The organism is Virgibacillus sp. JSM 102003 (assembly GCF_041949995.1).
Classification (GTDB): Bacteria; Bacillota; Bacilli; order Bacillales; family Amphibacillaceae; genus Lentibacillus.
Genome location: NZ_JBHFQH010000009.1, coordinates 152,925 through 175,034, shown reverse-complemented (window position 1 = coordinate 175,034; position 22,110 = coordinate 152,925). Strand labels below are relative to the sequence as shown.

19 protein-coding genes are annotated in these 22,110 nt (G+C 38.7%); 9 read left to right on the top strand and 10 right to left on the bottom strand.

Annotated elements, in window-relative coordinates:
• Window positions 1-10: 10 nt before the first annotated feature.
• Window positions 11-1,933 carry an ABC-F family ATP-binding cassette domain-containing protein gene (locus tag ACE1TG_RS11870; protein WP_375052602.1) on the bottom strand — a complete coding sequence of 641 codons (1,923 nt, stop codon included), beginning with the start codon at window positions 1,931-1,933 and terminating at the stop codon, window positions 11-13.
• A gap of 134 nt (window positions 1,934-2,067) precedes the next feature.
• Here ACE1TG_RS11870 and moaC point away from each other — a divergent pair, with 134 nt between their 5' ends.
• From moaC to ACE1TG_RS11855, 3 genes are read left to right on the top strand one after another with little or no spacing between them, the layout of a single operon-like run.
• Window positions 2,068-2,562, top strand: coding sequence for a cyclic pyranopterin monophosphate synthase MoaC (moaC, locus tag ACE1TG_RS11865; RefSeq protein ID WP_375052601.1), 495 nt, complete (start codon window positions 2,068-2,070; stop codon window positions 2,560-2,562).
• A gap of 2 nt (window positions 2,563-2,564) precedes the next feature.
• Window positions 2,565-3,194, top strand: a complete 630-nt coding sequence (locus tag ACE1TG_RS11860; protein ID WP_375052618.1) for a redox-sensing transcriptional repressor Rex — start codon at window positions 2,565-2,567, stop codon at window positions 3,192-3,194.
• A gap of 47 nt (window positions 3,195-3,241) precedes the next feature.
• Entirely contained in the window at window positions 3,242-4,657 is a 1,416-nt protein-coding gene (locus ACE1TG_RS11855; RefSeq protein ID WP_375052600.1) for an MDR family MFS transporter, read from the top strand.
• 442 nt (window positions 4,658-5,099) lie between these two features.
• Here the strand turns inward: ACE1TG_RS11855 and ACE1TG_RS11850 are convergent, their stop codons facing one another.
• Both ACE1TG_RS11850 and ACE1TG_RS11845 read right to left on the bottom strand, forming a co-directional pair.
• A complete protein-coding gene (locus tag ACE1TG_RS11850) occupies window positions 5,100-5,294 on the bottom strand; it encodes a YdiK family protein (RefSeq protein WP_375052599.1) in 195 nt (64 codons plus the stop codon).
• A gap of 7 nt (window positions 5,295-5,301) precedes the next feature.
• The gene (locus ACE1TG_RS11845; RefSeq protein ID WP_375052598.1) at window positions 5,302-6,015 is read right to left on the bottom strand and encodes a CPBP family intramembrane glutamic endopeptidase; all 714 of its coding nucleotides are present in this window, start codon (window positions 6,013-6,015) and stop codon (window positions 5,302-5,304) included.
• Between the two features lie 280 nt (window positions 6,016-6,295).
• On the opposite strand from ACE1TG_RS11845, the gene groES reads away from it, so the two are divergent.
• From groES to ACE1TG_RS11815, 6 genes are all read left to right on the top strand, one after another.
• A complete protein-coding gene (gene groES / locus ACE1TG_RS11840; protein ID WP_375052597.1) occupies window positions 6,296-6,580 on the top strand; it encodes a co-chaperone GroES in 285 nt (94 codons plus the stop codon).
• 50 nt (window positions 6,581-6,630) lie between these two features.
• Entirely contained in the window at window positions 6,631-8,274 is a 1,644-nt protein-coding gene (gene groL, locus ACE1TG_RS11835; protein WP_375052596.1) for a chaperonin GroEL, read from the top strand.
• Between the two features lie 252 nt (window positions 8,275-8,526).
• Complete coding sequence (rlmD, locus tag ACE1TG_RS11830) at window positions 8,527-10,023, top strand: 23S rRNA (uracil(1939)-C(5))-methyltransferase RlmD (protein ID WP_375052595.1); 1,497 nt, start codon at window positions 8,527-8,529, stop codon at window positions 10,021-10,023.
• 239 nt (window positions 10,024-10,262) lie between these two features.
• Complete coding sequence (locus tag ACE1TG_RS11825) at window positions 10,263-12,398, top strand: type IA DNA topoisomerase (protein ID WP_375052594.1); 2,136 nt, start codon at window positions 10,263-10,265, stop codon at window positions 12,396-12,398.
• Between the two features lie 451 nt (window positions 12,399-12,849).
• Window positions 12,850-13,263, top strand: a complete 414-nt coding sequence (locus tag ACE1TG_RS11820; protein ID WP_375052593.1) for a helix-turn-helix domain-containing protein — start codon at window positions 12,850-12,852, stop codon at window positions 13,261-13,263.
• A gap of 410 nt (window positions 13,264-13,673) precedes the next feature.
• Complete coding sequence (locus tag ACE1TG_RS11815) at window positions 13,674-13,754, top strand: putative holin-like toxin (protein WP_368073030.1); 81 nt, start codon at window positions 13,674-13,676, stop codon at window positions 13,752-13,754.
• Window positions 13,755-14,247: 493 nt separating this feature from the next.
• Here ACE1TG_RS11815 and betB read toward each other — a convergent pair whose 3' ends face one another.
• The 7 genes from betB to ACE1TG_RS11780 all read right to left on the bottom strand — a co-directional run bounded on the left by betB (window position 14,248) and on the right by ACE1TG_RS11780 (window position 22,033).
• Window positions 14,248-15,720, bottom strand: a complete 1,473-nt coding sequence (betB, locus tag ACE1TG_RS11810; protein WP_375052592.1) for a betaine-aldehyde dehydrogenase — start codon at window positions 15,718-15,720, stop codon at window positions 14,248-14,250.
• 39 nt (window positions 15,721-15,759) lie between these two features.
• Window positions 15,760-16,752, bottom strand: coding sequence for an NAD(P)/FAD-dependent oxidoreductase (locus tag ACE1TG_RS11805; RefSeq protein WP_375052591.1), 993 nt, complete (start codon window positions 16,750-16,752; stop codon window positions 15,760-15,762).
• A gap of 14 nt (window positions 16,753-16,766) precedes the next feature.
• A complete protein-coding gene (locus tag ACE1TG_RS11800) occupies window positions 16,767-17,123 on the bottom strand; it encodes a Rieske (2Fe-2S) protein (RefSeq protein WP_375052590.1) in 357 nt (118 codons plus the stop codon).
• Between the two features lie 15 nt (window positions 17,124-17,138).
• On the bottom strand, window positions 17,139-18,206 hold the full coding sequence (locus tag ACE1TG_RS11795; RefSeq protein WP_375052589.1) for an amidohydrolase family protein: 1,068 nt from the start codon (window positions 18,204-18,206) through the stop codon (window positions 17,139-17,141).
• Window positions 18,207-18,519: 313 nt separating this feature from the next.
• Window positions 18,520-19,674, bottom strand: coding sequence for a hypothetical protein (locus ACE1TG_RS11790; protein WP_375052588.1), 1,155 nt, complete (start codon window positions 19,672-19,674; stop codon window positions 18,520-18,522).
• A 126-nt stretch (window positions 19,675-19,800) separates the two neighbouring features.
• Window positions 19,801-21,018 (bottom strand): glycosyltransferase family 2 protein, encoded by a 1,218-nt coding sequence (locus ACE1TG_RS11785; protein ID WP_375052617.1) that lies wholly within the window; start codon window positions 21,016-21,018, stop codon window positions 19,801-19,803.
• A 169-nt stretch (window positions 21,019-21,187) separates the two neighbouring features.
• A complete protein-coding gene (locus ACE1TG_RS11780; RefSeq protein WP_375052587.1) occupies window positions 21,188-22,033 on the bottom strand; it encodes a DUF7164 domain-containing protein in 846 nt (281 codons plus the stop codon).
• Window positions 22,034-22,110 lie beyond the last annotated feature (77 nt).

Genomic DNA, 22,110 nt, shown 5'->3' with positions numbered 1-22,110 from the left:
TAAAGATCTGTCATGTGGTTTCCTCTTGTAATGCTGTCCATTCTTCCATAAATTGCTCGATTTCCTGTTTAAGCTTACTGGTTTGTTTCGTTAGCTCTAACGATTTTTCATGATCCTGAAATACTTCCGGTTCGGTCATTTGTTGTTCAATTGTGGCCAACTCTGTCTCAAGGTTTTCAATTAATGATTCTAATTCATCAATACGGCGCTGTCGTTTGCGCTCCTCACTGCGAATCATCTTTTCCTCTTTAAATTTGTTTTTCCGCTGATCCTGGGTATGCACAACTTCTGTTGTCTGCTGCAGCTTCTCAATTTCAGCTTCTTCCTGTTTTTTCTCAATATAATAGTCATAATCACCTAAATAAACAGTAGCTCCATCTTGTTGCATTTCAACAACCTGATCGGTAATTTTATTGATGAAATAACGGTCGTGTGATACAAAAATGATTGTTCCTGGAAATTCCATCAATGCTGCTTCAAGCACTTCTTTACTATCAATATCCAAATGGTTGGTGGGCTCGTCGAGTACAAGGAAGTTTGCTTGTTGCATCATTAGCTTTGCTAGCGATAATCGCGCTTTTTCGCCTCCACTTAGTGAATGGACAGACTGCAGAACATCATCACCAGAAAATAAAAAGTTACCCAGGACAGTACGGATGTCTTTTTCATCTACAGCTGGATAATCATCCCATAACTCGTCCAGAACAGTCTTAGATGATGATAATGTTTGCTGTTCCTGATCATAATAGCCAATCTGTACATTTGTACCAATATGAATCGATCCGCTTGCAGGCTCCAGTTGTCCAAGGATTGTTTTTAATAATGTTGTTTTTCCAACACCATTAGGACCTACCAGGGCAATTCGTTCGCCCCTGTTAACATGTATTTTTACATTTGAAAATACTGGAGTTTCCTCATATTGAAAGGATAAATTATCAATCTTTAACACATCATTACCACTTCTTCGGTTAATTTGAAATGAGAAGGATGCGGATGATTCGTCTCCCTTTGGTTTTTCCAGCTTTTCCATTTTTGCCAGCTGCTTACGTCTGCTCTGAGCTCGTTTTGTTGTGGATGCACGAACAATATTTTTTTGAATAAATTCTTCTGTTTTTTTTATCTCAGTCTGCTGCTTTTCGAATTCCTTTAGTTCCTGCTCATAGTCCAACGCCTTTTGTTCTAGAAATTTACTGTAGCTGCCATAGTATTTCTTCGTTTTGTGACGGGAAACTTCGTAAACTATTGATACAGTTTTATCAAGAAAGTATCTATCGTGTGAAACGATTGTTACTGCACCAGGATAGTTAACTAAATAGTTCTCCAGCCACGCCAAGGTTTCAATATCGAGATGGTTTGTAGGTTCATCCAAAATTAAAAGTGCTGGTTTTTTTAACAATAGTTTTCCTAGAGCAAGGCGTGTTTTCTGGCCGCCACTAAGCTCATTTATTGGTGTATGGTAATCGAAGTCGTGAAAATTTAAGCCCGTTAGTACTGCTTTGATATCCGCCTCATACCGGTACCCGCCTTCATCATCAAACGCCTGTTGTTTTTTGTCATAATCAAGCAGAAGCTGTTCATAGTTTGCATCAGAAAGCGTTGCAGATCGTTCCATTTCTTTTTCCAGACTGCGAAGTTCTTGCTCCTTAATAAGCAAGTGTTCAAAGACTTCTACCATTTCATTCCAGATGGTCTTGTCAGATTCAAGTCCAGTGTGCTGTGACAGATAGCCTGTAGTCAGGTCTTTTGGTTTAAACAATTCACCTTCATCATGAGAAAGTTCACCAGCCATTATTTTTAATAATGTTGATTTGCCTGCACCATTTCTGCCAACAATCGCTATACGATCTTTATCTTTTATTTCAATCTTTATATTTGATAGAATTTCATCTGCTCCAAATGATTTGGACAGACCATTCATTTGCATAATAATCATTTCGTTCACCTCATCCTATACAAGTGTATCGTATAATGAATTGACTGAGCAATCATATTGTGAAATAAATCACGACGTATCTGTTTTTTTCTGATAGAATGGGTCTTAATAAGACTTAGCTTGGAGTTGAGAAGATGGCGGATTTTACTCATTTTAATGAACAAGGCAGAGCAAAAATGGTTGATATTAGTGAAAAAAGTGAAACCGAACGGACAGCAACTGCTATTTCAAGCGTTCAAGTAACCAAGGAAATTTATCAAAAGATAACCACGAACAAGATAAACAAGGGAGACGTGCTGTCGGTTGCTCAAGTTGCCGGAATAATGGCTGCCAAAAAAACATCTGACTGGATACCGATGTGCCATCCCTTACAATTAAAAGGAATTGATATTTCGTTTGATTGGGAGACTGATAACGATACATATGTCCTGCAGATACAGGCATTCGTCAAAACCAAAGGAAGTACAGGTGTTGAAATGGAAGCATTAACAGCTGCTTCTGCTACGGCACTTACGATATATGATATGTGTAAAGCAATTGATAAAGGGATGGTAATCGGTCCAACATATGTACTGTCGAAAAAAGGCGGTAAGTCAGGAGATTACTATCGTGAAGATCAGGGGGAGTAATGATGGAGCGAAATCAAATTCCACAGGCGACGGCTAAGCGGCTGCCATTGTATTACAGGTTTTTGAATAATTTAAATCACCAAGGGAAAAAACGCGTATCATCAAAAGAACTGAGTGAGGCAGTAAAGGTAGACTCTGCTACGATCAGAAGAGACTTTTCCTATTTTGGTGCATTGGGGAAAAAAGGGTATGGCTATAATGTCGAATATTTGCTTGGATTTTTCCGAAAGACATTGGACCAGGATGAGGTTACTGAAGTCGCACTTATTGGTGTAGGAAATCTCGGGACTGCTTTTTTACATTATAATTTTATGAAAAATAATAATACAAAAATAGTAAAGGCTTTTGATACCAATGCTGAAAAGATTGGAACAGATATTGGCGGAGTGCCGATATACCATATTGAAGACCTGGAGGAGAACATGAAAGGGGTAAGTGTGGCAATTTTAACTGTACCAGCGAATGAAGCACAAACCATTACAAACAGACTTGTTGATCATGGCGTTTCCGGGATACTTAATTTTACTCCTGCAAGAATTACGGTTCCTGAGAAAATTCGTGTTCATCATATTGATTTAGCAGTAGAATTACAATCGTTAGTCTACTTCTTAAAACATTATCCATTGGATTAGAATTAAAATTCAGGTCCATTAACTTCAGTTACTGGAGGCAATTTGCAATGCGAAGGATAGATTCTAAATGGCTTGTAGTAATGTCAGTATTGTTTGGAACGTTTACCGTAATTTTAAATAACAGCATGCTAAACCCAACGTTGCCAACCTTTATGCGATTATTTGAAGTTGATGCTGTAGCGGTTAGTTGGCTGCTGACGATTTTCATGGTATCGATGGGAATGACAATGCCACTAACAGGTTACTTGGGTGACCGTTTCGGGAAAAAGCGTATTTACATAATAGGGCTAATCATATTTATGATTGGCTCGATATCAGGGGCTTTATCGTCTGATTTAGGTATGATGATTGTATCAAGAGCTATTCAGGGTACTGCTGGTGGCCTAATGATGCCAATAGCGATGGCACTAATCTTTAACGCATTTCCCAAAAATGAACGAGGTCTCGCCGTTGGTATTTATGGTGTTGCAGCAATGGTAGCACCTGCAATTGGACCAACCGTTGGCGGAGTCGTTATCGAGTTTCTTGCATGGCAATTTCTTTTTCTATTTAATCTGCCATTTGCTGTTTTAGGAGTAATATTTTCGACTAAGTACCTAGCACCAACTGAAAAGAATCAGGATCTTAAATTTGACCTGCCTGGATTCCTGTTAATCACAAGTGGAGTTGGCTCAATTCTGTACGCATTGGGGAGGGGTTCGACCTTGGAGTTGTTGCTCTCACCATTAAGCATTGGCTTAATTATTACAGGGCTTATTCTTATTGTTATTTTTGTGAAGTATGAGAATAAACAAGATCAACCACTGCTTGATTTATCGATTTTTAAGATACCAACATATACTATTTCAATTGCTGTGACGGCCACTGCATCCATTGGGTTATTTTCAGGGATATTCCTGTTGCCGCTATTGATTCAGGAAGTTTACGGTTTAGGAGAAATTCAGACAGGTTTATTATTTCTGCCTGCTGCTTTATTAAGTGGCGTGTTTATGACTTTAGGTGGAAGAATATTGGATAAAAAAGGCCCAAAATACGTAATTCCAATTGGTCTTGTTATTCTTGGAGGATTCACACTTGCGCTAGGATTTAATACGTTGTCTACATCATTTTGGTTTATCTTGATTTTGAACGCTGCCCGTGGTGCAGGACTTGGTATGTGTAATATGCCGGCAACCACAGCCGGAATGAACACGATACCCGACCATCAGGTTGCACAAGGATCAGCAATGAATAATGTGATTCGGCAAATATTTTCATCGTTCGGAATCGTCTTTTTCTCAATTTATTATGAGGTACGGCGGGCACAACTGTTTACTCAGGAAATGGAAACACAACAGGCTACATTACAAGCATTAAACGAGGCATTCATAATCGCCGGAGTATTCATTCTCTTAATGGTTCCAGCTTCATTTGTCATGAAAGGAACCGAAGAACTGAATAAATTAAAAAGAAGTAAGGCATAGCATAAGGGGATTCAGTTTAACATTTCGCGCCGACCCCATTTTTAACGGAATGAGGATCCGCTTCGACTGTTTGGCGGATCCTCATTCCGTTATTTCCTTCAAAATCCCTGTTTTAAGCTTGGGTTCGGATCCTCATTCCGCTATTTGTCGTTTCTACCTCAAATTTGGCTGATTTTCTGCTTTTAGCGGAACGAGGATCCGTTTCAAGCTTCCGAGAGCCCATTTTCTGCCAAATAGCGGAACGAGGATTCACTTCGATTGTTTGTCGGATAAAAATTTCTATTTTCAATGTTAATTCAGGTGTTAAAAACAGGATCATGAAATGTGATTGTTTTCTCCCCCTAATCTCAAGTTAGAGAGGTGCTTTCATACAAGAGTACTTTTTTACTGCATAAGTGCAACTAAAGGTATTCGCCTAAGTGCTCGGCGAATGCCTAGTTTTCTAATCTTTTTGCTTTAACTTAAAATGGATGACTAGCATTCGAATGCCGACACCGAAATCAAGTGTCGCAAACACTGCGAGAAGAATCGTTATAAAGCTCCAGCCGGACTCCCCTGTACTTTGTACGGCCATATAAGTGAAAAGTATCCCCAGCAGGAAATAAATAAAAAACATAGCTTTTGGTGAGATTTTCATATCTGTATTAGCCTCCAATTAAAATCATCTGCATTTGTTCAAGTTGCTTCTGCATTTTTTCAATATCTTCAGGATCCAATGAAAATTGTACGATTACAGAAATAGAGTTTAAGGCCATATGAACAATTATAGGTACAATAATTCGTTCCGTTTTGACATATAGAAAAGCAAAAACAAATCCCATCGATGCATATATCAGAATGTGCTGTGGTTCACCATGGATGATTCCGAAAATAAGCGCGGAGAGTGAAGCAGCAATAAAAAAGTTTGTACGGCTATATATCGCTCCGAAGATTATTTTACGAAAAATAAGTTCTTCCAATATAGGGGCAATGATTGCTGGAATAATCATAAATATCGGTGCTGACCGCGTAATATCCATAATCATCTCCGTATTTTCGGAACCTTGTTCGATATTAAATACATTTGTTTCAATTGTTACTGCGATGGCTTGGGCAAAATAAGCCATAAATATACCAGCAAACGACCACAGAATAACCCTTCCAATTGATGCCTTGTTTCTGGATTGTGCCATTTTCATATCTGGCTTCATTAATTTTAAAACAATTAAGAGAGCAATAATAAAGCTGAATATTGTCCAATAGATAACTGCATCCTGCCGATCTATCGGTAATGTTAAAAGCAGGATTGGTACAAACAGCAATCCTGAAAATTGCATAATTAAATATGTTAAAATCACATACCAATAACGTTTCGTCAAAGTATAACGACCCCTTTAGCATTCATAATTAATATAGTGTATGCTTTGGTTAATATCTCTATTAAAAAGAAAAACTCTATAAATATTTTATCATAATATCAGTACACGTTATAATAGAATGGTTTAGATGGACATACAATGATAAAGTTGAAAAAATTTAAAAGAGAATACTTGCATTTTTCAACGGATTTATTTATTATAATAATTGGAATTAGCACTCGCTATATTCGAGTGCTAATAAATTATAAAAATACGAAAAGGAATTAAGGAGGTTGTGTACATGATTAAACCACTAGGAGATCGTGTAGTAATCGAGCTTGTTGAGCAAGAGGAAAAGACAGCAAGCGGTATTGTCCTTCCAGACTCTGCAAAAGAAAAACCACAAGAAGGTAATGTTGTGGCGGTTGGTTCTGGCCGTGTTACAGACAATGGAGAAAGAGTTGCTCTTGAGGTAAGTGAAGGAGATCGTATCGTTTTCTCAAAGTTTGCTGGAACAGAAGTGAAATACTCAGGCACAGAATACTTAATTCTACGCGAAAATGACATTCTAGCTGTTGTAAGCTAAATTAAAATGTCAGAAAGATATATCATAAGATTTTAAGGAGGATATTTTCTATGGCTAAAGAAATCAAGTTTAGTGAAGACGCTCGCCGTGCAATGCTCAATGGCGTGGATACATTAGCAAATGCTGTAAAAGTAACATTGGGGCCAAAAGGTCGTAATGTTGTTTTAGATAAAAAATACGGATCACCATTAATTACAAATGATGGTGTTACAATTGCCAAAGAAATTGAACTAGAAGATCATTTTGAAAACATGGGTGCACAGCTTGTATCAGAAGTAGCATCAAAAACAAATGATGTCGCTGGTGACGGTACAACTACTGCAACTGTATTGGCACAATCTATGATTCGTGAAGGGTTGAAAAACGTTACATCTGGAGCTAATCCTGTAGGTGTTCGTCGTGGGATTGAAAAAGCTGTAGAAGCAGCTGTAGGCGAACTGAAAACAATCTCAGAGCCAATTGAAAGCAAAGAGTCAATTGCACAGGTTGCATCTGTATCTTCAGGTGATGAAGAAGTTGGTGGCCTAATTTCAGAAGCGATGGAACGAGTCGGAAATGATGGGGTCATTACTATTGAAGAATCAAAAGGTTTTAATACCGAATTAGAAGTAGTTGAAGGTATGCAATTCGATCGTGGGTATGCTTCTCCATACATGGTTACAGACCAAGATAAAATGGAAGCAGTACTTGAAGATCCATACATTTTAATTACAGATAAGAAGATTGGTAATATTCAAGAGGTATTGCCAGTACTAGAACAAGTAGTACAGCAAGGCAAGCCACTTCTAATGATCGCTGAAGATGTTGAAGGGGAAGCACTTGCAACTTTAGTTGTGAATAAGCTTCGCGGAACATTTAATGCTGTAGCTGTTAAAGCTCCAGGATTTGGTGATCGTCGTAAAGCAATGCTAGAAGATATCGCTACATTAACTGGCGCTGAAGTAATTACGGAAGATCTTGGACTTGATCTGAAAAGTACAACAATGGAACAACTAGGTCGCGCATCTAAAATTGTTGTTACAAAAGACAATACGACAATGGTCGAAGGTGCAGGAAACCCTGAAGCAATCTCTGCTCGTGTAGCACAAATCCGTGCACAAGCTGAAGAAACTACTTCTGAATTTGATAAAGAAAAACTACAAGAACGTCTTGCTAAGCTAGCAGGCGGCGTTGCGGTTATCAAAGTTGGAGCTGCAACAGAAACTGAATTAAAAGAACGTAAACTTCGCATTGAAGATGCATTGAACTCAACACGTGCAGCAGTTGAAGAAGGTATTGTTGCAGGTGGTGGAACTGCCTTTGTTAACGTACTTAGCAAGGTAGGCGGACTATCACTTAAAGGTGATGACGAAGCTACTGGTGCAAGTATTGTGCTTCGTGCATTGGAAGAACCAGTTCGTCAGATTGCACACAATGCAGGTCTTGAAGGTTCTATCATTGTAGAGCGCCTAAAAGGTGAAAAAGTAGGCATTGGCTATAACGCAGCTAATGGCGAATGGGTAAACATGGTTGAAGCAGGAATTGTTGATCCTACAAAAGTTACCCGCTCAGCACTGCAAAACGCAGCATCTGTTGCAGCAATGTTCCTAACAACTGAAGCAGTAGTAGCAGACCACCCAGAAGAAGATGGCGGTGCCGGTGGCGGCATGCCAGACATGGGCGGCATGGGTGGCGGAATGCCGGGCATGATGTAAGCTGCCCCATCCCTTTTGATAACTTTAGTGTAAGATGTAAGTAAAATGCTAACATTGTAAATATAATAAGAGGCTTTTCTTAAGTTAAAACTAACTTTTGAGAAGCCTCTTTTTTAATCTCTCTTGTTAGATATCTGTAAAATTTTTGTGTTGAGAGTGATCAAGGCGATTTTTACGATAGTTCGTTTTACTTGCTGGCTCTGATTATTATATAATGAGGACTCAAAGAAGAAGGAAAGATGGGAAGTGCCTATGACTAAAAAAAAGAATAGCGAATATAAAAAAAAAGGAAAAAAGCACAATAAATCTGAAAAACAATACGGGAAGCAGCACGCAGCGCAGAGAAGTCAAACTGGTGGAAAATCCAAAGGCAAGCGTACAGCAAATAATGACCGGCAGCGCAGTCAAAAGACAGTAACCGCAGAAGTGGCCTGTACAGGACTGACTGACGGCGGCAAGGGAATTGTAAAGTGGGAAGGCAAACAACTTGAGGTAGCTGGTCTGTTGCCTGGTGAAACGGCTGAGGTGAACATTTCTAAGAAAGGGCACTTTTTCGATACAGAGCTGAAGCGGGTGATTAAACCTTCAGAAGACCGTGTCAACCTGTCGCATTCATCTCCAAACGAGGGCGTGGGATGCCACCTATATCACATGAATGAACATGCTCAAAAACGTTTTAAACAGAAAATCATAGATGAAATAATGAAGCCTTTCGGAAAACCAGAGCCAATCACAACCATGGAGGTTCCGTTTTACTACCGTAACAAAAATGTTATGACATTCGGTTTAAATAAAAAAAAGCAGATTATATGTGGGCTATACGCTGAAAATACGCATCAGATAATACCAATGGAAAGGTCCATCATCCATGATCAAAAAGCGGATGAGATTATTCAAACCATCAAAGGGATGATGAAGTCCTTTAAAATGCAGCCTTACAACGAAGATACTGGGAAGGGATTTTTGCGACACGTATTGGTGAGGGTTGGAAAGAAAAGTGGGGAGATCATGGTAGTGCTGGTAGCTGCTTCACCTATGTTCAAGGGCAGTAATAATTTTGTGAAAGCACTAAGAAAAAAACATCCAGAAATTACGACTATCCTGCTGAACGTCAATAACCGGGACACCAGCATGGTTCTGGGCAAGCAAGAAAAAGTATTATTTGGCAAGGGGACCATAACAGATACCCTCTGCGGACTAAAGTTCGATATCTCGGCGAAATCCTTCTATCAGATTAATCCGGTCCAGACGGAAAAGTTGTATGCAAAGGCCATTGAAATGGCTGAGTTAACTGGAAAGGAAACTGTGGTGGATGCGTATTGCGGCATCGGCACTATTGGTCTGATTGCCAGTAAGAAAGCTGGAAAGGTCATTGGTGTGGAGTCGAATAAAGATGCGGTTCGTGATGCTATCCATAATTCAAAGCGGAATGGCGTAAAAAATGCCCGATTCTATCAGGGTGATGCCGGGGAGTTCATGGTGAAGATGGCAGCGCGTGGTGAGAAAGCTGATGTGGTAATAATGGATCCGCCGCGAAGTGGGAGTGATGAAGCGTTCTTATCCAGCGTGGTGAAGCTGAAGCCGAAGCGGGTAGTGTATGTGTCCTGTAATCCGGTGACGCAGGCAAGGGATTTAAAGTACTTGGTGAAGAACGGTTATGAGGTTGATGGTATACAGCCGGTGGACATGTTTCCCCAGACGGTGCACGTCGAAGCGGTCACAAAATTAGTACTAAAAGGAAGCAGGTAACCGATAACAGGGTCTGCTGGTTCCCCCTCACAGGTTTTCACGCCATCGCTTTTAAAAGTGAGATAGATACGGAGTGTCACATGAACAAACGGTTTATGTAACACTTCAAGTATCTGAAAGAGTTGCATGAGATTATTTTAACAATTTTAAATACTTTTGCGTATACCATTGATTTAATTATTTGAACGGGGTATAATAAATGCAAACGTACGTTCGTAAATGAAGGAAGTGGAGAGACCATGACAAAAGTGGTAATTTTGGCGGAAAAACCCTCTCAGGCAAAAGCATATGCAGAGGCCTTTACGATTTTAGAAAAAACGAAAACATACATTCAATTAAAGCCAGATGATACATTCCCGGAAGGTGCGACGATCACGTGGGGAGTCGGCCATCTGGTTGAATTAAAAGAACCCCATGATTATAAATCCGAGTGGAAAAAGTGGAGGATTGATCAACTGCCAATCGTACCAGATAGATTCCATGAGAAGGTCTCTAAAGGAAAATGGGAGCAGTTTCAAGCTGTCAAGAGGTTGTTCCAGCAGGCGGATGTGCTAGTAAACGCGGCAGATGTTGATCGGGAAGGGTCGAATATCTTTTACAGTATCCTCCGCTTAACAGGTGTAAAAGAAAAGGTTATTCGACGTTTGTGGATTAATTCTCTCGAGAAAGATGAAGTACGTAAAGGATTTAAGAATTTACAAACTAACAAAAAGGATTTACGGTTGTTTGATGAAGCTAAAGCCCGTCAAATCAGCGATTGGATGGTTGGCATCAATGCTAGTCGCTTGTTTACTTTACTTTTGCAGAAAAAAGGTTTCCCAAGCTATTTATCGATTGGACGCGTGCAGTCACCCACAGTTTATTTAATTTATCAAAGGCACAAGCAAATTGAAAACTTTCAATCCGAACCCTTTTACCAGATTGGGGGGTCTTTTCAATCTGAAAGAGGTACATATCAAGGCTGGGCTGAGATTAAGGAAAAGGATAAGAATAAGGTACAGGCACTTTTGGATAAACATGGGCTTAAAGAAGAGCAAGATTTAGTAGGAATTGTCCAAAATACAGACAAAAAGACAAAACATCAAAAGTCACCTAAACTGCATTCACTTTCCACCCTGCAAAGCGTAGCCAACAGACGTTGGAAATATACACCGTCACAAGTCCTCAAGACGTTGCAAAAACTCTATGAAAAGCGCCTTGTCACCTATCCACGAACAGACTGTAACTTTATAACTGAACATGAGTTTTCTTATTTAGTGGATAACTTGAATTCGTATCAGGAGGTGTTGAAAATCTCGTTCACACCTGCGTCCCTAAAACCCAATAAACGGTATGTCAACGGTAGCAAAGTTAAGGAACACTATGCGATCATTCCCACAAAATCAGTCCCCTCTCAAAAGAAGCTGACTGGACTAAGCTATGAAGAACGTAATATTTATAATGAAATTTTGGCCACGACTCTCGCGATGTTCCATGCGGACTACGTGTATGAAGAGACTACGATTTTTACAAATGTTCATGACTTACCCTTTAAATCTACAGGCAAAAGAGAAGTGAAAAGCGGCTGGAAAGAGCTATTTCCAAAGCCGTCTAAAGCAAAACAGGAGAAGGAAGCAAATCTTCCGTATGTCCAAAACGGTGAGCAGGTAGGCGCGCGACTTCATATTAAGGAAAGTATGACGCAGCCGCCGAAGCCGTACACAGAAGGTCAGCTGATCAATATGATGAAAACATGTGGAAAGCTCATGGATGATGAGGAAGATGTGGAAATTTTAAAGGAAGTTGAAGGTTTGGGAACAGAAGCCACTCGTTCAAGTATTATTGAAACAATAAAAGCACAGAAATATATTGAAGTGAAAAGAAACAACGTGTCTATCACAAATAAAGGAATTATGCTTTGTGAGGCAATTGAAGGAACGCTATTATCAAGTCCCTCTATGACCGCAAAATGGGAATCATATTTAAAGAAAATAGGCAGCGGTGAAGGATCGAAACAAGTGTTTATTAAACAGACAAGTCAGTTTATTGAAACGTTAATTCAAGAAACCCCCGATTCGATTCAAAACGTTAACGTTCGAAGCACTGGGGAGAAAAATAAGTGGAATGATCCAATCGCTCAATGTCCTTCCTGTTCTACAGGCTCTATTATGGACCGATACAAATTTTATGGGTGCTCTGCATACAAAGAAGGGTGCAAAGTAACCTTTCCGAAAAAGTTAGCCGGAAAAACGTTAACGAAGAATATGATTAAAACGTTGTGTGAGATGAAGCGGACGAAAGTTCTAAAAGGATTTAAGGGAAAGAAAACGTTTAGTACAGCCTTAAAACTGGATGAAGATTATAAGATTAAATTTGACTTTGTAAAGAATGCTTGAAGAAAGAAGTTTCTGTCATCTACTATTGTGCTTATCCGCGATTCGGTTACAATGCCAAGCCTTTATGCCACTGTGCACTTCCTCCTGGCTGAAGTAAGGATGCAGTTCTACTTGGTTAATACGCATTAATACTAAATCGTTAAAGTGGTACAAGCTGTAATCAGGATCTTCGGTACATAAACCACAAAGGAATTTTCGAGAAGAAATTGAATATATTCTTATAAGGAGTTTACATTAAAACAGAAAGGAGTTAAGGAACTATACCTCAGTTTAACTTTTAAACAGAAGGTAAATTCCCTTAACTCCACAATTCTTTAAATTTTTGTTACCCATTTCTACCTTTATCAAATGTCTCATGAATTATTTCTATAACATCTTCTTTATCATTGTTTTTAATCATTTATTATCATCCTTTCAATTATACATTGTCCAAAAGCGAGGTGATTTATACGTGAAAAAAATTACTATTGAATTAAATGATGATACATATAAACAAATAAGTGAAATTACAGAACTGGAGAATTTAATAAATCGCCACAGAGACAAAAATAGAAATGACAATTATACAACGGAGGAGTTTGTTGTAGGTTGTATTCTCGATAAAGTAGAACAAATACAACATTTTAATAAGGTTAATCCATTCATAAAAAACAATGTACAGCCAAAAGTAAAGAACAGGTTTAAAGAAATAGCTAAAAATAAAAACATCTATATAAAAGATGTGGCTGAACAACTGGACATGCAACCTCCAAATATAAGTAAAATATTTAACAACGTGTCCCAGCCGCGGTTGGAGTTGTTTATCAAGATTTGGATTGTGCTAGGATCGCCGCCGTTAAGCCAATGTATTTACTTGGAAGAATAAGGAGTTTTGTCGCTTATTTTTTTTTGCAGATAAGAGAGTAAAATCATTTTTACTCATAATCGCAATTAAGGCTTGGCGAAAAGTCAAGTTTTCTAAAATAAATGTAATAGGACAAGCAGGTCTGCCCATATCATTATATATAATAATATTAACAAGTAAGTATCAAAAACATTATGGGAGGCTAATAAAACTTAACAGACTTTGAATTGCAGAATATATAAATGGCAAGGTAGAGGAAAGGGTATTTTAAATCGCGATCGGATTAATTGAAATAAAAATATAACTTTAGAGGGAGTATATCGAGTGAAATTGATAAATTAATGATAAAACATCCACAAAATATACACAATAAAGGTTTCATAAATGGCGATTCACTACCCTGACTTATAAGTGAAAGGGGGTGGTGCCAGGTGACAGTATTCGAAACGCTTGTACTCATGATCACCTTTGGGTCATTAATTGTTGCGGTTCTGTCAGACCAAAAAAAGTAACCCCCCATAAGCCTAGCAGGATAGAGGGTAGTTATTTTTGCTGGCTAAAGTAAACGTGTTTTACGGTGAGTTAAAGATAAGCGTAAAATTAGAAGTTAAGTATCCTAAATAAATCAAATAATCTCATAACTGGCACCAAAACTTCCCTCCTGAACATTATGAAAGTAACCGTAATCAAGCTAGCTATACAAAAACCTTTGTCCGTTTATTGACTTGCCTAGCAGCTTTTTGGAGAAATACCATAAAGCCTTAAAAAACAGGTATAAATATAAAGCTACCACTTGCGCTTATTATCGTCCCATATATACTTGTCACAAAGCTTAATAAAACTACTGTTACGATAACAATCGGGCTTTAACTTTTTACGGTGATGAATACCTTACATTATTATGTAAAAATGACACAAATAAAAATGACTGCCACAGAGAACAGGAAGGATTCTGATATGACTTTCTGTGGCAGCCTTTAAATTGTCGGTTAATAAAATAAAGAACTATTTAAACCAATTTATCGGCTCGGGCTTAGTGTTTAGGAAAATATGTTTAACTTCTGTATATTCTTCAAGCCCAGGTTTTCCTAATTCTCGGCCGATTCCTGATTGTTTGTAGCCACCCCAAGGTGCTTGGGCAAAATATGGATGAAAATCGTTAATCCATACGGTGCCCATGCGGAGTTCAGCGGCCACATGATTTGCTTTAAGCATATCTTCTGTCCAGACAGCGCCTGCTAATCCATAGATGGAGTCGTTAGCTAATTGGATTGCTTCATCTTTGGTTGTGAAACGTTCGACTGTGAGTACTGGCCCAAATATCTCTTCCTGGACGATTTTCATATCTGTTGTACAATCTGTGAAAATTGTTGGCTTATAAAAGAAGCCGTTCTGTAACTCTGGGGAATCAGGGCGTTCTCCACCAGCTATTAAATTTGCACCCTCTTGTTTCCCAAATGCTACAAGGCTTTCCACTTTTTCCCGATGATCGGCTGAAATCATTGGCCCGGATTGTGTCGTTTCATCAAATCCATTGCCAAGCTTAATTTTTTTAACACGATGAGCTAACTGAGACACAAAGGAATCATGAATTTTATCCTCTACGATCAATCGGGAACCAGCGGAACACACCTGACCAGCATGAAAGTAAGCTGCGTTAAGTGCCTGATCCAACGCAGTTTCCAAGTCAGCATCGGCAAAAACAATATTTGGATTTTTACCACCAAGCTCTAAAGCGATGTTTTTTATGGAATTAGCTGCAGCTTTCATGATTCTTTTTCCTGTGTGAATACCCCCAGTAAAGGATACGAGGTCGACCCTCTTGTTATCAACTAGCTCTTGACCGACCGTATCTCCAGCTCCTAATACTAAATTAAAGACACCGTTTGGTATTCCAGCCTCTTCGATTAACTCAGTAACTTTTAGGGTAGTAAGTGGTGTGATTTCGCTCGGTTTCAATACCACCGTATTACCAGCTGCAAGTGCAGGCGCTATCTTCCATGAAGCCTGCAGTAATGGATAATTCCATGGAGTAATTAGTGCACATACACCTACTGGTTCATGCACGACCTTGCTTGAGGAATTAGGAATAGGTGATTCAATAACTTCTCCACCATCTTTGTCAGCTAGCCCAGCATAGTAACGAAATACTCCAGCAATATCATCCATATCTGCACGACTTTCTGCTATTGTTTTCCCTGTATCAAGTGTCTCTAGCTCAGCTAGTTCTTCCTTATCACGTTCAATAAAAGAAGCCACCTTAAAGATAAGCCTTCCGCGATCTGTGGCAGAAGTGTTCCGCCAATCCCCGTTATCAAAAGCAATTCTAGCAGCTTTGACAGCCTTTTGAGTGCTTTCCTTATCACCTTCAGCAGCAGTGGCGATGACAACCTGATTAAAGGGATTGATAATATCACGGGTTTGGTCACTGTGTGGCTGAATCCATTCTCCGTTTATAAACATCTTTTTAATAAACATTGAAAAAATCTCCTGTCATTGTAAATTATTGGTTTGCTGTCAAAACAGGCTGGTACTATGCTTGGGTTGAACACGTGATTTGGGATCAATATATGACTTTGCATGATTAATAGCTATTGGCCCTTCACCGAAACCTAATGCAATCAAGTTTACCTTGCCTTCGTGGGTAGTAATATCACCAGCAGCATAAATACCGTCAATATTCGTTTCCATTTTTGAATTGACAATGATGGATTTCTTCTGTAATTCTATTCCCCAGTCCTGGATAGGTCCGAGATTTGACTTGAAGCCATGATTGACAATAAGTGAATCAATCTCCAAGGTTTTTACCGCTGTTCCATTTTTATCCGCAATTGTTACTTGTTTCAGTTCTTTATTTTCACCTGATAGAGAGCTAATCACATAAGGAGTTAATAAGGTAATATTCGATGTTTGTAATTGTTCTACACTTTGTTCATGGGCACGAAACTTATCACGACGGTGTACTAATGTGACATCGCGGGCAACAGACTGTAACGTTAATGCCCAATCAACAGCTGAATCTCCTCCGCCTGAAATCAGAACTCTTTTATTCCGAAATGTTTCGATATCATTAACACTGTAATGCAAATGTGCACCTTCGTATTCTGTAGCATTTGCAATTGGCAGACGATTTGGCTGGAAAGCACCAACTCCGCCTGTGATTATTACTGTTCTTGAAAAATAAACATCCTTTGTTGTTGTTATTTGGAATAATTTATCCTCCAATTTCTCAACATGTGTGACAGCTGTATCTAAGGATATATCGGGGTTAAATGCTAATGCTTGTTCCTCAAGCTGTTTAACTAGTGTCTTGGCTTTTACATTTGGAAAGCCAGCAACGTCATAAATGTACTTTTCAGGATACAATGCAGTTAGCTGTCCACCCAGATCTGGCAGACTTTCAAGTAAGTGAATATCCATTCCACGCATACCTCCATAGAAAGTCGCAAATAATCCAGCGGGACCTCCTCCGATAATTGTCGTGTCATGGACGTGTTGTCCTTGATGCACAAAAATCACTCCAATTATTTATATACGATTACATAATCATTTTCTATTTTGACCGGAAAGCTTGGCAGTTTACGTTCTGGATTAGCTAGCATACGGCCATCATTCTTTACGTCAAACTCGCGTCCATGCCAAGGACATCGTAGAATTTCTCCGTCCTGGCAAAATGAATATTCGCCTGGGTTATCAGATTGGGGAGCACCACAAAGTTTACCTTTTGCTAAAGGGCCTCCTTGATGAATACAGTTATTTGTAAATGCGTAAAATTCTCCATCTAGAGTCTTACAAACTACGATAGCGATTCGTCCAAGTACAGACTCTCTAAGTTCCCCCGGTTGCATATCATCAATGTGACAGACAGTTTGTTCCTTCATTTAAAATCCCTCCATCTATTTTAATTTTGGATAGAATGCTCTGGCGTTTTCAGAAAATAATTTTTTCTTGAGATTAGGGTCAAGGCTCGGTAGTGCGCGATGCGGCGAGTCAAAATCCCAATGCGGGTAATCCGTTGCAAAGCAGATCATTTCTTCTGAACCCATCTGATCAATAACGGATAGGAAATCCTTTTTACTTAATTCTTCTGATGGCTGGGTGCAAAACCGAATATGTTCTTTCATGATGTCGCTGGGCTTTCTTTTAATCCATGGTACTTCGTGACGAAGGTCAGTATACTGCTGATCAAGTTTCCACATTAAGTGAGGAACAAAAGTAAACCCGCCTTCAATCATCATAAGTTTAAGATTTGGGAACTTCTCGAAAACACCATTGAAAATCATATTTGTGACCATCATCATGTGTGTTGTTGGCAGAAGACTGTGCCATTCTATAAAGTACCTTGGCCATTTACCATAATAAATGGGTGGCTCATTGTGATGCATGCCGATCATCAAATTGTGTTTTTCGCAAGCTTCGTATATGGGATGGAAATAGGGATCGCCCCACATCTTATCATCAATAGGAAGCAATAATTGAACCATTTTTGGATGTGACCCAACTCTTTCTATTTCACGAACAGCGCCACTTGGGTCTTCAGCGTTAATGTGTACAGAACCATACAAGCGATCGTCTTTTTCTAACCAATTCTCTATTTGCCAGTCATTATAGGCAGAAGCTAGTGCTGTCGCCATCTCATACCATCCGTGCATCGATGACGGTGAAGGATCAAGAGCACCGGTCAGAATACCATACTCATGACCAATGTCATCAAGCAGTTGTTCCTGCATGAAGGGTAGATCTGAACCTGCTATTCCGCCATCTGGTGTTTTCGCGTCAGCACGATTCACACCTGCCACAGAGGGTTGTGTATAAGGTAAATGTTTCTCTTGAATCCAATTAGCATCCTCAATATACCTTCTGTAAGGATTGTCTAAATACTTGAACAGGTCTTTGTACAGGACACTTTCATGGATATCAACGTCAATTATTCTTTTTTTTGGCGATTGCTTGTTGTTATTCATTTTAAATCCTCCCAATTTTTCCTAGTACTAGTACACTAACAGTCTTTTTTCTATTGCCCAAACAGCGTAAGGAACCGTGAGTAACACTCAGTGGACTCAGTGACGTTCAGTAATCCTCAGTAACGTTCAGTGATACATTTTCGTTTTTTTTCAATACCCAATTGGTCGTATAGGCCTTAATCTGCAAACAACAATGAATAGCTTTTGGATATAAAAAACCCTTACTAACTCTAGCGTTAGTAAGGGATTTATAAAATGTGCCAATCTTTTCTGAAAACCTGAATGCGTAGTAAATCCTAAGATGTTTGTCAATTTAATTACAGCTTCCGTTATTTAATTCTCTCTTTCTAATACAAACCTTGATTATATCCTTTTCAATTAGCTTCCAGAATACATCGACTGGATAAGATTTTGAAGTGAGGCCTGGACGCGTTCCTCTATTCTGTAATCTCGGTGTCCCTTCACATAGTATTGAACTCCCAACAACATCAAATAAGTCTCCTTCATTTGCATCATCACGGTCAATAAAGCATTGGAAAGGTCTTTCATCCTTAATAGTTATTGGTTCTAAGGGGGTAAATCCATTTTCATAAACAGGTGTATAGGTAATCTCTTTCGTAACTTTACCGCAAATGATTACTTTTTCTGGACAGACATCTTCTATAACAGGGTTTTGGGAAATAAATACTCGAGTTTTCACCCCTGCAGAACCTAATGCAGGCGGAACTAGTTGTGTTTTGAATTCTACAATAACCTGACAACAAGTTTGTGGATTTGGAATCGGACATACCGTCGTAGAAGTCGAGGTTGAAGTAGTAGAAGTAGTAGTGGATGTTGTCGTACTTGTCGAAGTAGAAGTTGTACTTGTTGAAGTAGAAGTCGTACTTGTTGAAGTAGAAGTCGTACTTGTTGAAGTAGAAGTCGTACTTGTTGAAGTAGAAGTCGTACTTGTCGAAGTAGAAGTCGTACTCGTCGAAGTAGAAGTCGTACTTGTAGTAGTTGCCCCATTAAAATTTCCGCTTAAGCATATACTGTTATTATTTTCAGGACATCCTTCAATTCCTTGGAAGTGTAATGCAACACTTTGGAACTGTGATTCCATAAAGGGTACATCGGAACAGATTATAAAAGTACCCGTCTCCCCAGGGTCAATTCTTTCACCTGGCATATTTTCTGTAAACATTTGTATAATCTCGGAATCAGGCAGACAGCCACCCGGACAATTTCCGCCACTTAGGGTGCCTTCATCACCTGGACCTGATATTTGTGTAAATGGACCAGGATTATTTACATTCAAACACAATGCACCTATGAACCCTGTACTTAAGGGAGATGGGCTATTTTGTACGACAATCTCTGCACATCCCTCATTTGGTCCACTTTCTATAATAGTTACTGTAACAATTGCTTGTAAGGGCTGATCGCCTGGACATGGACCATCCCCCATAATAATAGAAGTTACTGGCATATAGTTCACACTCCTTTCGATTTCTAAAAAAAATTTGATGTTAGATTAACAAATTTTAATTGTATAATATGTTGAAAGTTCATAAAGGTATGGACGAATAATCCATATTACCTAAATTAATTTAATTCATATAATCTCTAGTCCTGTTTTTTCGACTAGATATTTCAAATAAAGGTTAACGTAGTCATTTTCTATCGGTAAAAATGCATCGAACCGGCTAAAGAACTTCAGGAGGTCAATAGGTGAAACCTCGTTAAAAAGGTAATGGATACCTGTGTTATTGTTATCGAGAATTTTCTCTATTTCTTGTACTACTTCAGTTTTTGGAAAGTAATCTTGAGGAACCCAAAGAAGATAGAGAATATCTTCGGTGAGTTGTTGTTTTAAATTTAATAATTTACTTTTCCATTGGGAACTCTCATTCATCCAGTCAGCAACCATTATTAGATCTCTGTTTTTAAATTTTTGGTCATGCTTATCTGACACAGTGACCTTATTGAAATCCTCGAATTTTAGTGGAAAGTAATGTTCCTGTTTTGAATAGTTAGTATGTTTAATGATATCTTTTCTGTTAGTATGATCCCATCCGGTTCTATTCCATTTCCTGGCGAATTTTGGGTAGTTTGAATGGAAGGCAGATGATAGACTATCAGATTGTTGATGGAATGTTACTGTTCCTATGTGATGAACAAATGAGGATCCTGTTATCACTGATTTGTATCCTGCTATTCCGGCCCTAAGTGACCAGTCATCATCGTCATAAAGGCCAAGTCCAAACCAGAAGTCGTTCCCGCCTATTAAATGAAGTAGCTCTCTTTTAAAGGACAGGCAAGCACCTATTACTCTCTCGCTGTAAATAAGTTCATCTTTATTATCTTCCATGAATTGTATTGCAAATTTCCTCATTTCCTCTAATGACTGAAATGATACTCCTAAATGCTCATGTCCAGACCCGTAGGACAAGAAAGGAACTGCCACGCCAATAGAACTGTTGCTTTCCAATGTTTTTACAATTCCATCAAACCAATTTTCAGGAAAAACCAAATCATTATTTAAAACGGTAACAAGCTTTCCTCTACACTGTGCAAGGCCCATATTTACACCAACCGGGTATCCCATATTCTCCTGTAAATGAACAGGGATTACTTTAATTTCATGACTATAGTGTCTTTCGATTTGTTCGATACCTTCTTTTGTTTCATCTGAGGATCCATTGTTAACGATGATTAATTCTATCCCTTTGTTTAGATGTGAAGAGCTCAGGGATTCTACTAATGTTGTAATCGCTTGCTGTGAAAGATCCCAGTTGTTGTAACATAATAACACAAAGCTATAGTATGGCATTTTTTTCAAAACCCCTTTACATAAAGTGCAGACTTTACTAATAGTTTCTTAGGTTAATATACTATGTTATCTGTTTCCGATTTGGAAAGGCAGTTACACTACACAGAGCAAAAAAGGCTTTTTTTATTAAAAAAAGCCCTTAACTGGGCTTAAACGTATTGCATGACAATTATTGAACCTGAAAAAAATGTTTAGATTTTAGTGCAATGTACAGACAATAATCCCTGATAATAGTTACATCCAAATGATCCGTACTCAGGTTATCGTATTTTCCCGCTGTGAATTGAAATTTCGAAAACATATTATCTGTATGCCAACAGTGTAAATGTGGGTGGTCATCGATTAACTCTGATGAGGCACTACCATAATCAATCTTTTTTCCATCCAGTGCAATTTGGTCAACGAAATGATTAGCTGCAATTTCACAGGCATACATGGTTGCTACCCCTCTGTACCAACCAGGCCATTGTCCCTCACCATCTTTAAATTCTTTTGTTAAAATGTGAGCCGTAATGGTTGTTGCCAGTTTACATACCTCCCTTACCAGCCTCGCGTTTCCATAGTGAGTCGAACCTAGATTATGGTGGCCTTGATGACGTAAATTAAAGTGTGCTGCAATTCTTTTTAAATTCATTCTTGTTTCATCATCATTTACATATCCGCCTTGTCCTACAGTGTAAAAATCTGGGTAAAAGGAATTCCAGGCTGGTGTCAAAAATGTATCTGCATCGGTTCGCAGAATATAATCATACTCCTCTAAAAAATTTGCTTGCTCCCCTGTTAAACAGCCAATTGAATTTATGAATCGGTAATCGAGGAACTCAGCGGGGTTACTCATAATTTCATACTCAACTTTTATACAGTCATCAGGGACTTTTTTTAAGGCTTCACTTGTTCCAAATACAACAAGGTCCGTGTCATCTGATTGTATATACTTTAGAGAGGTATATAAGCAACCTAATTGAAGTAATAGATGCCTATTTTCCTCTACAAACACTACAACAGCTCTTCGCATTTCATACACCCTTTTTCAATTAATTCTTGCATATCTATATGAAAATGGTAGTTAAGAAGTGCAAGTGTTGGCAGTAA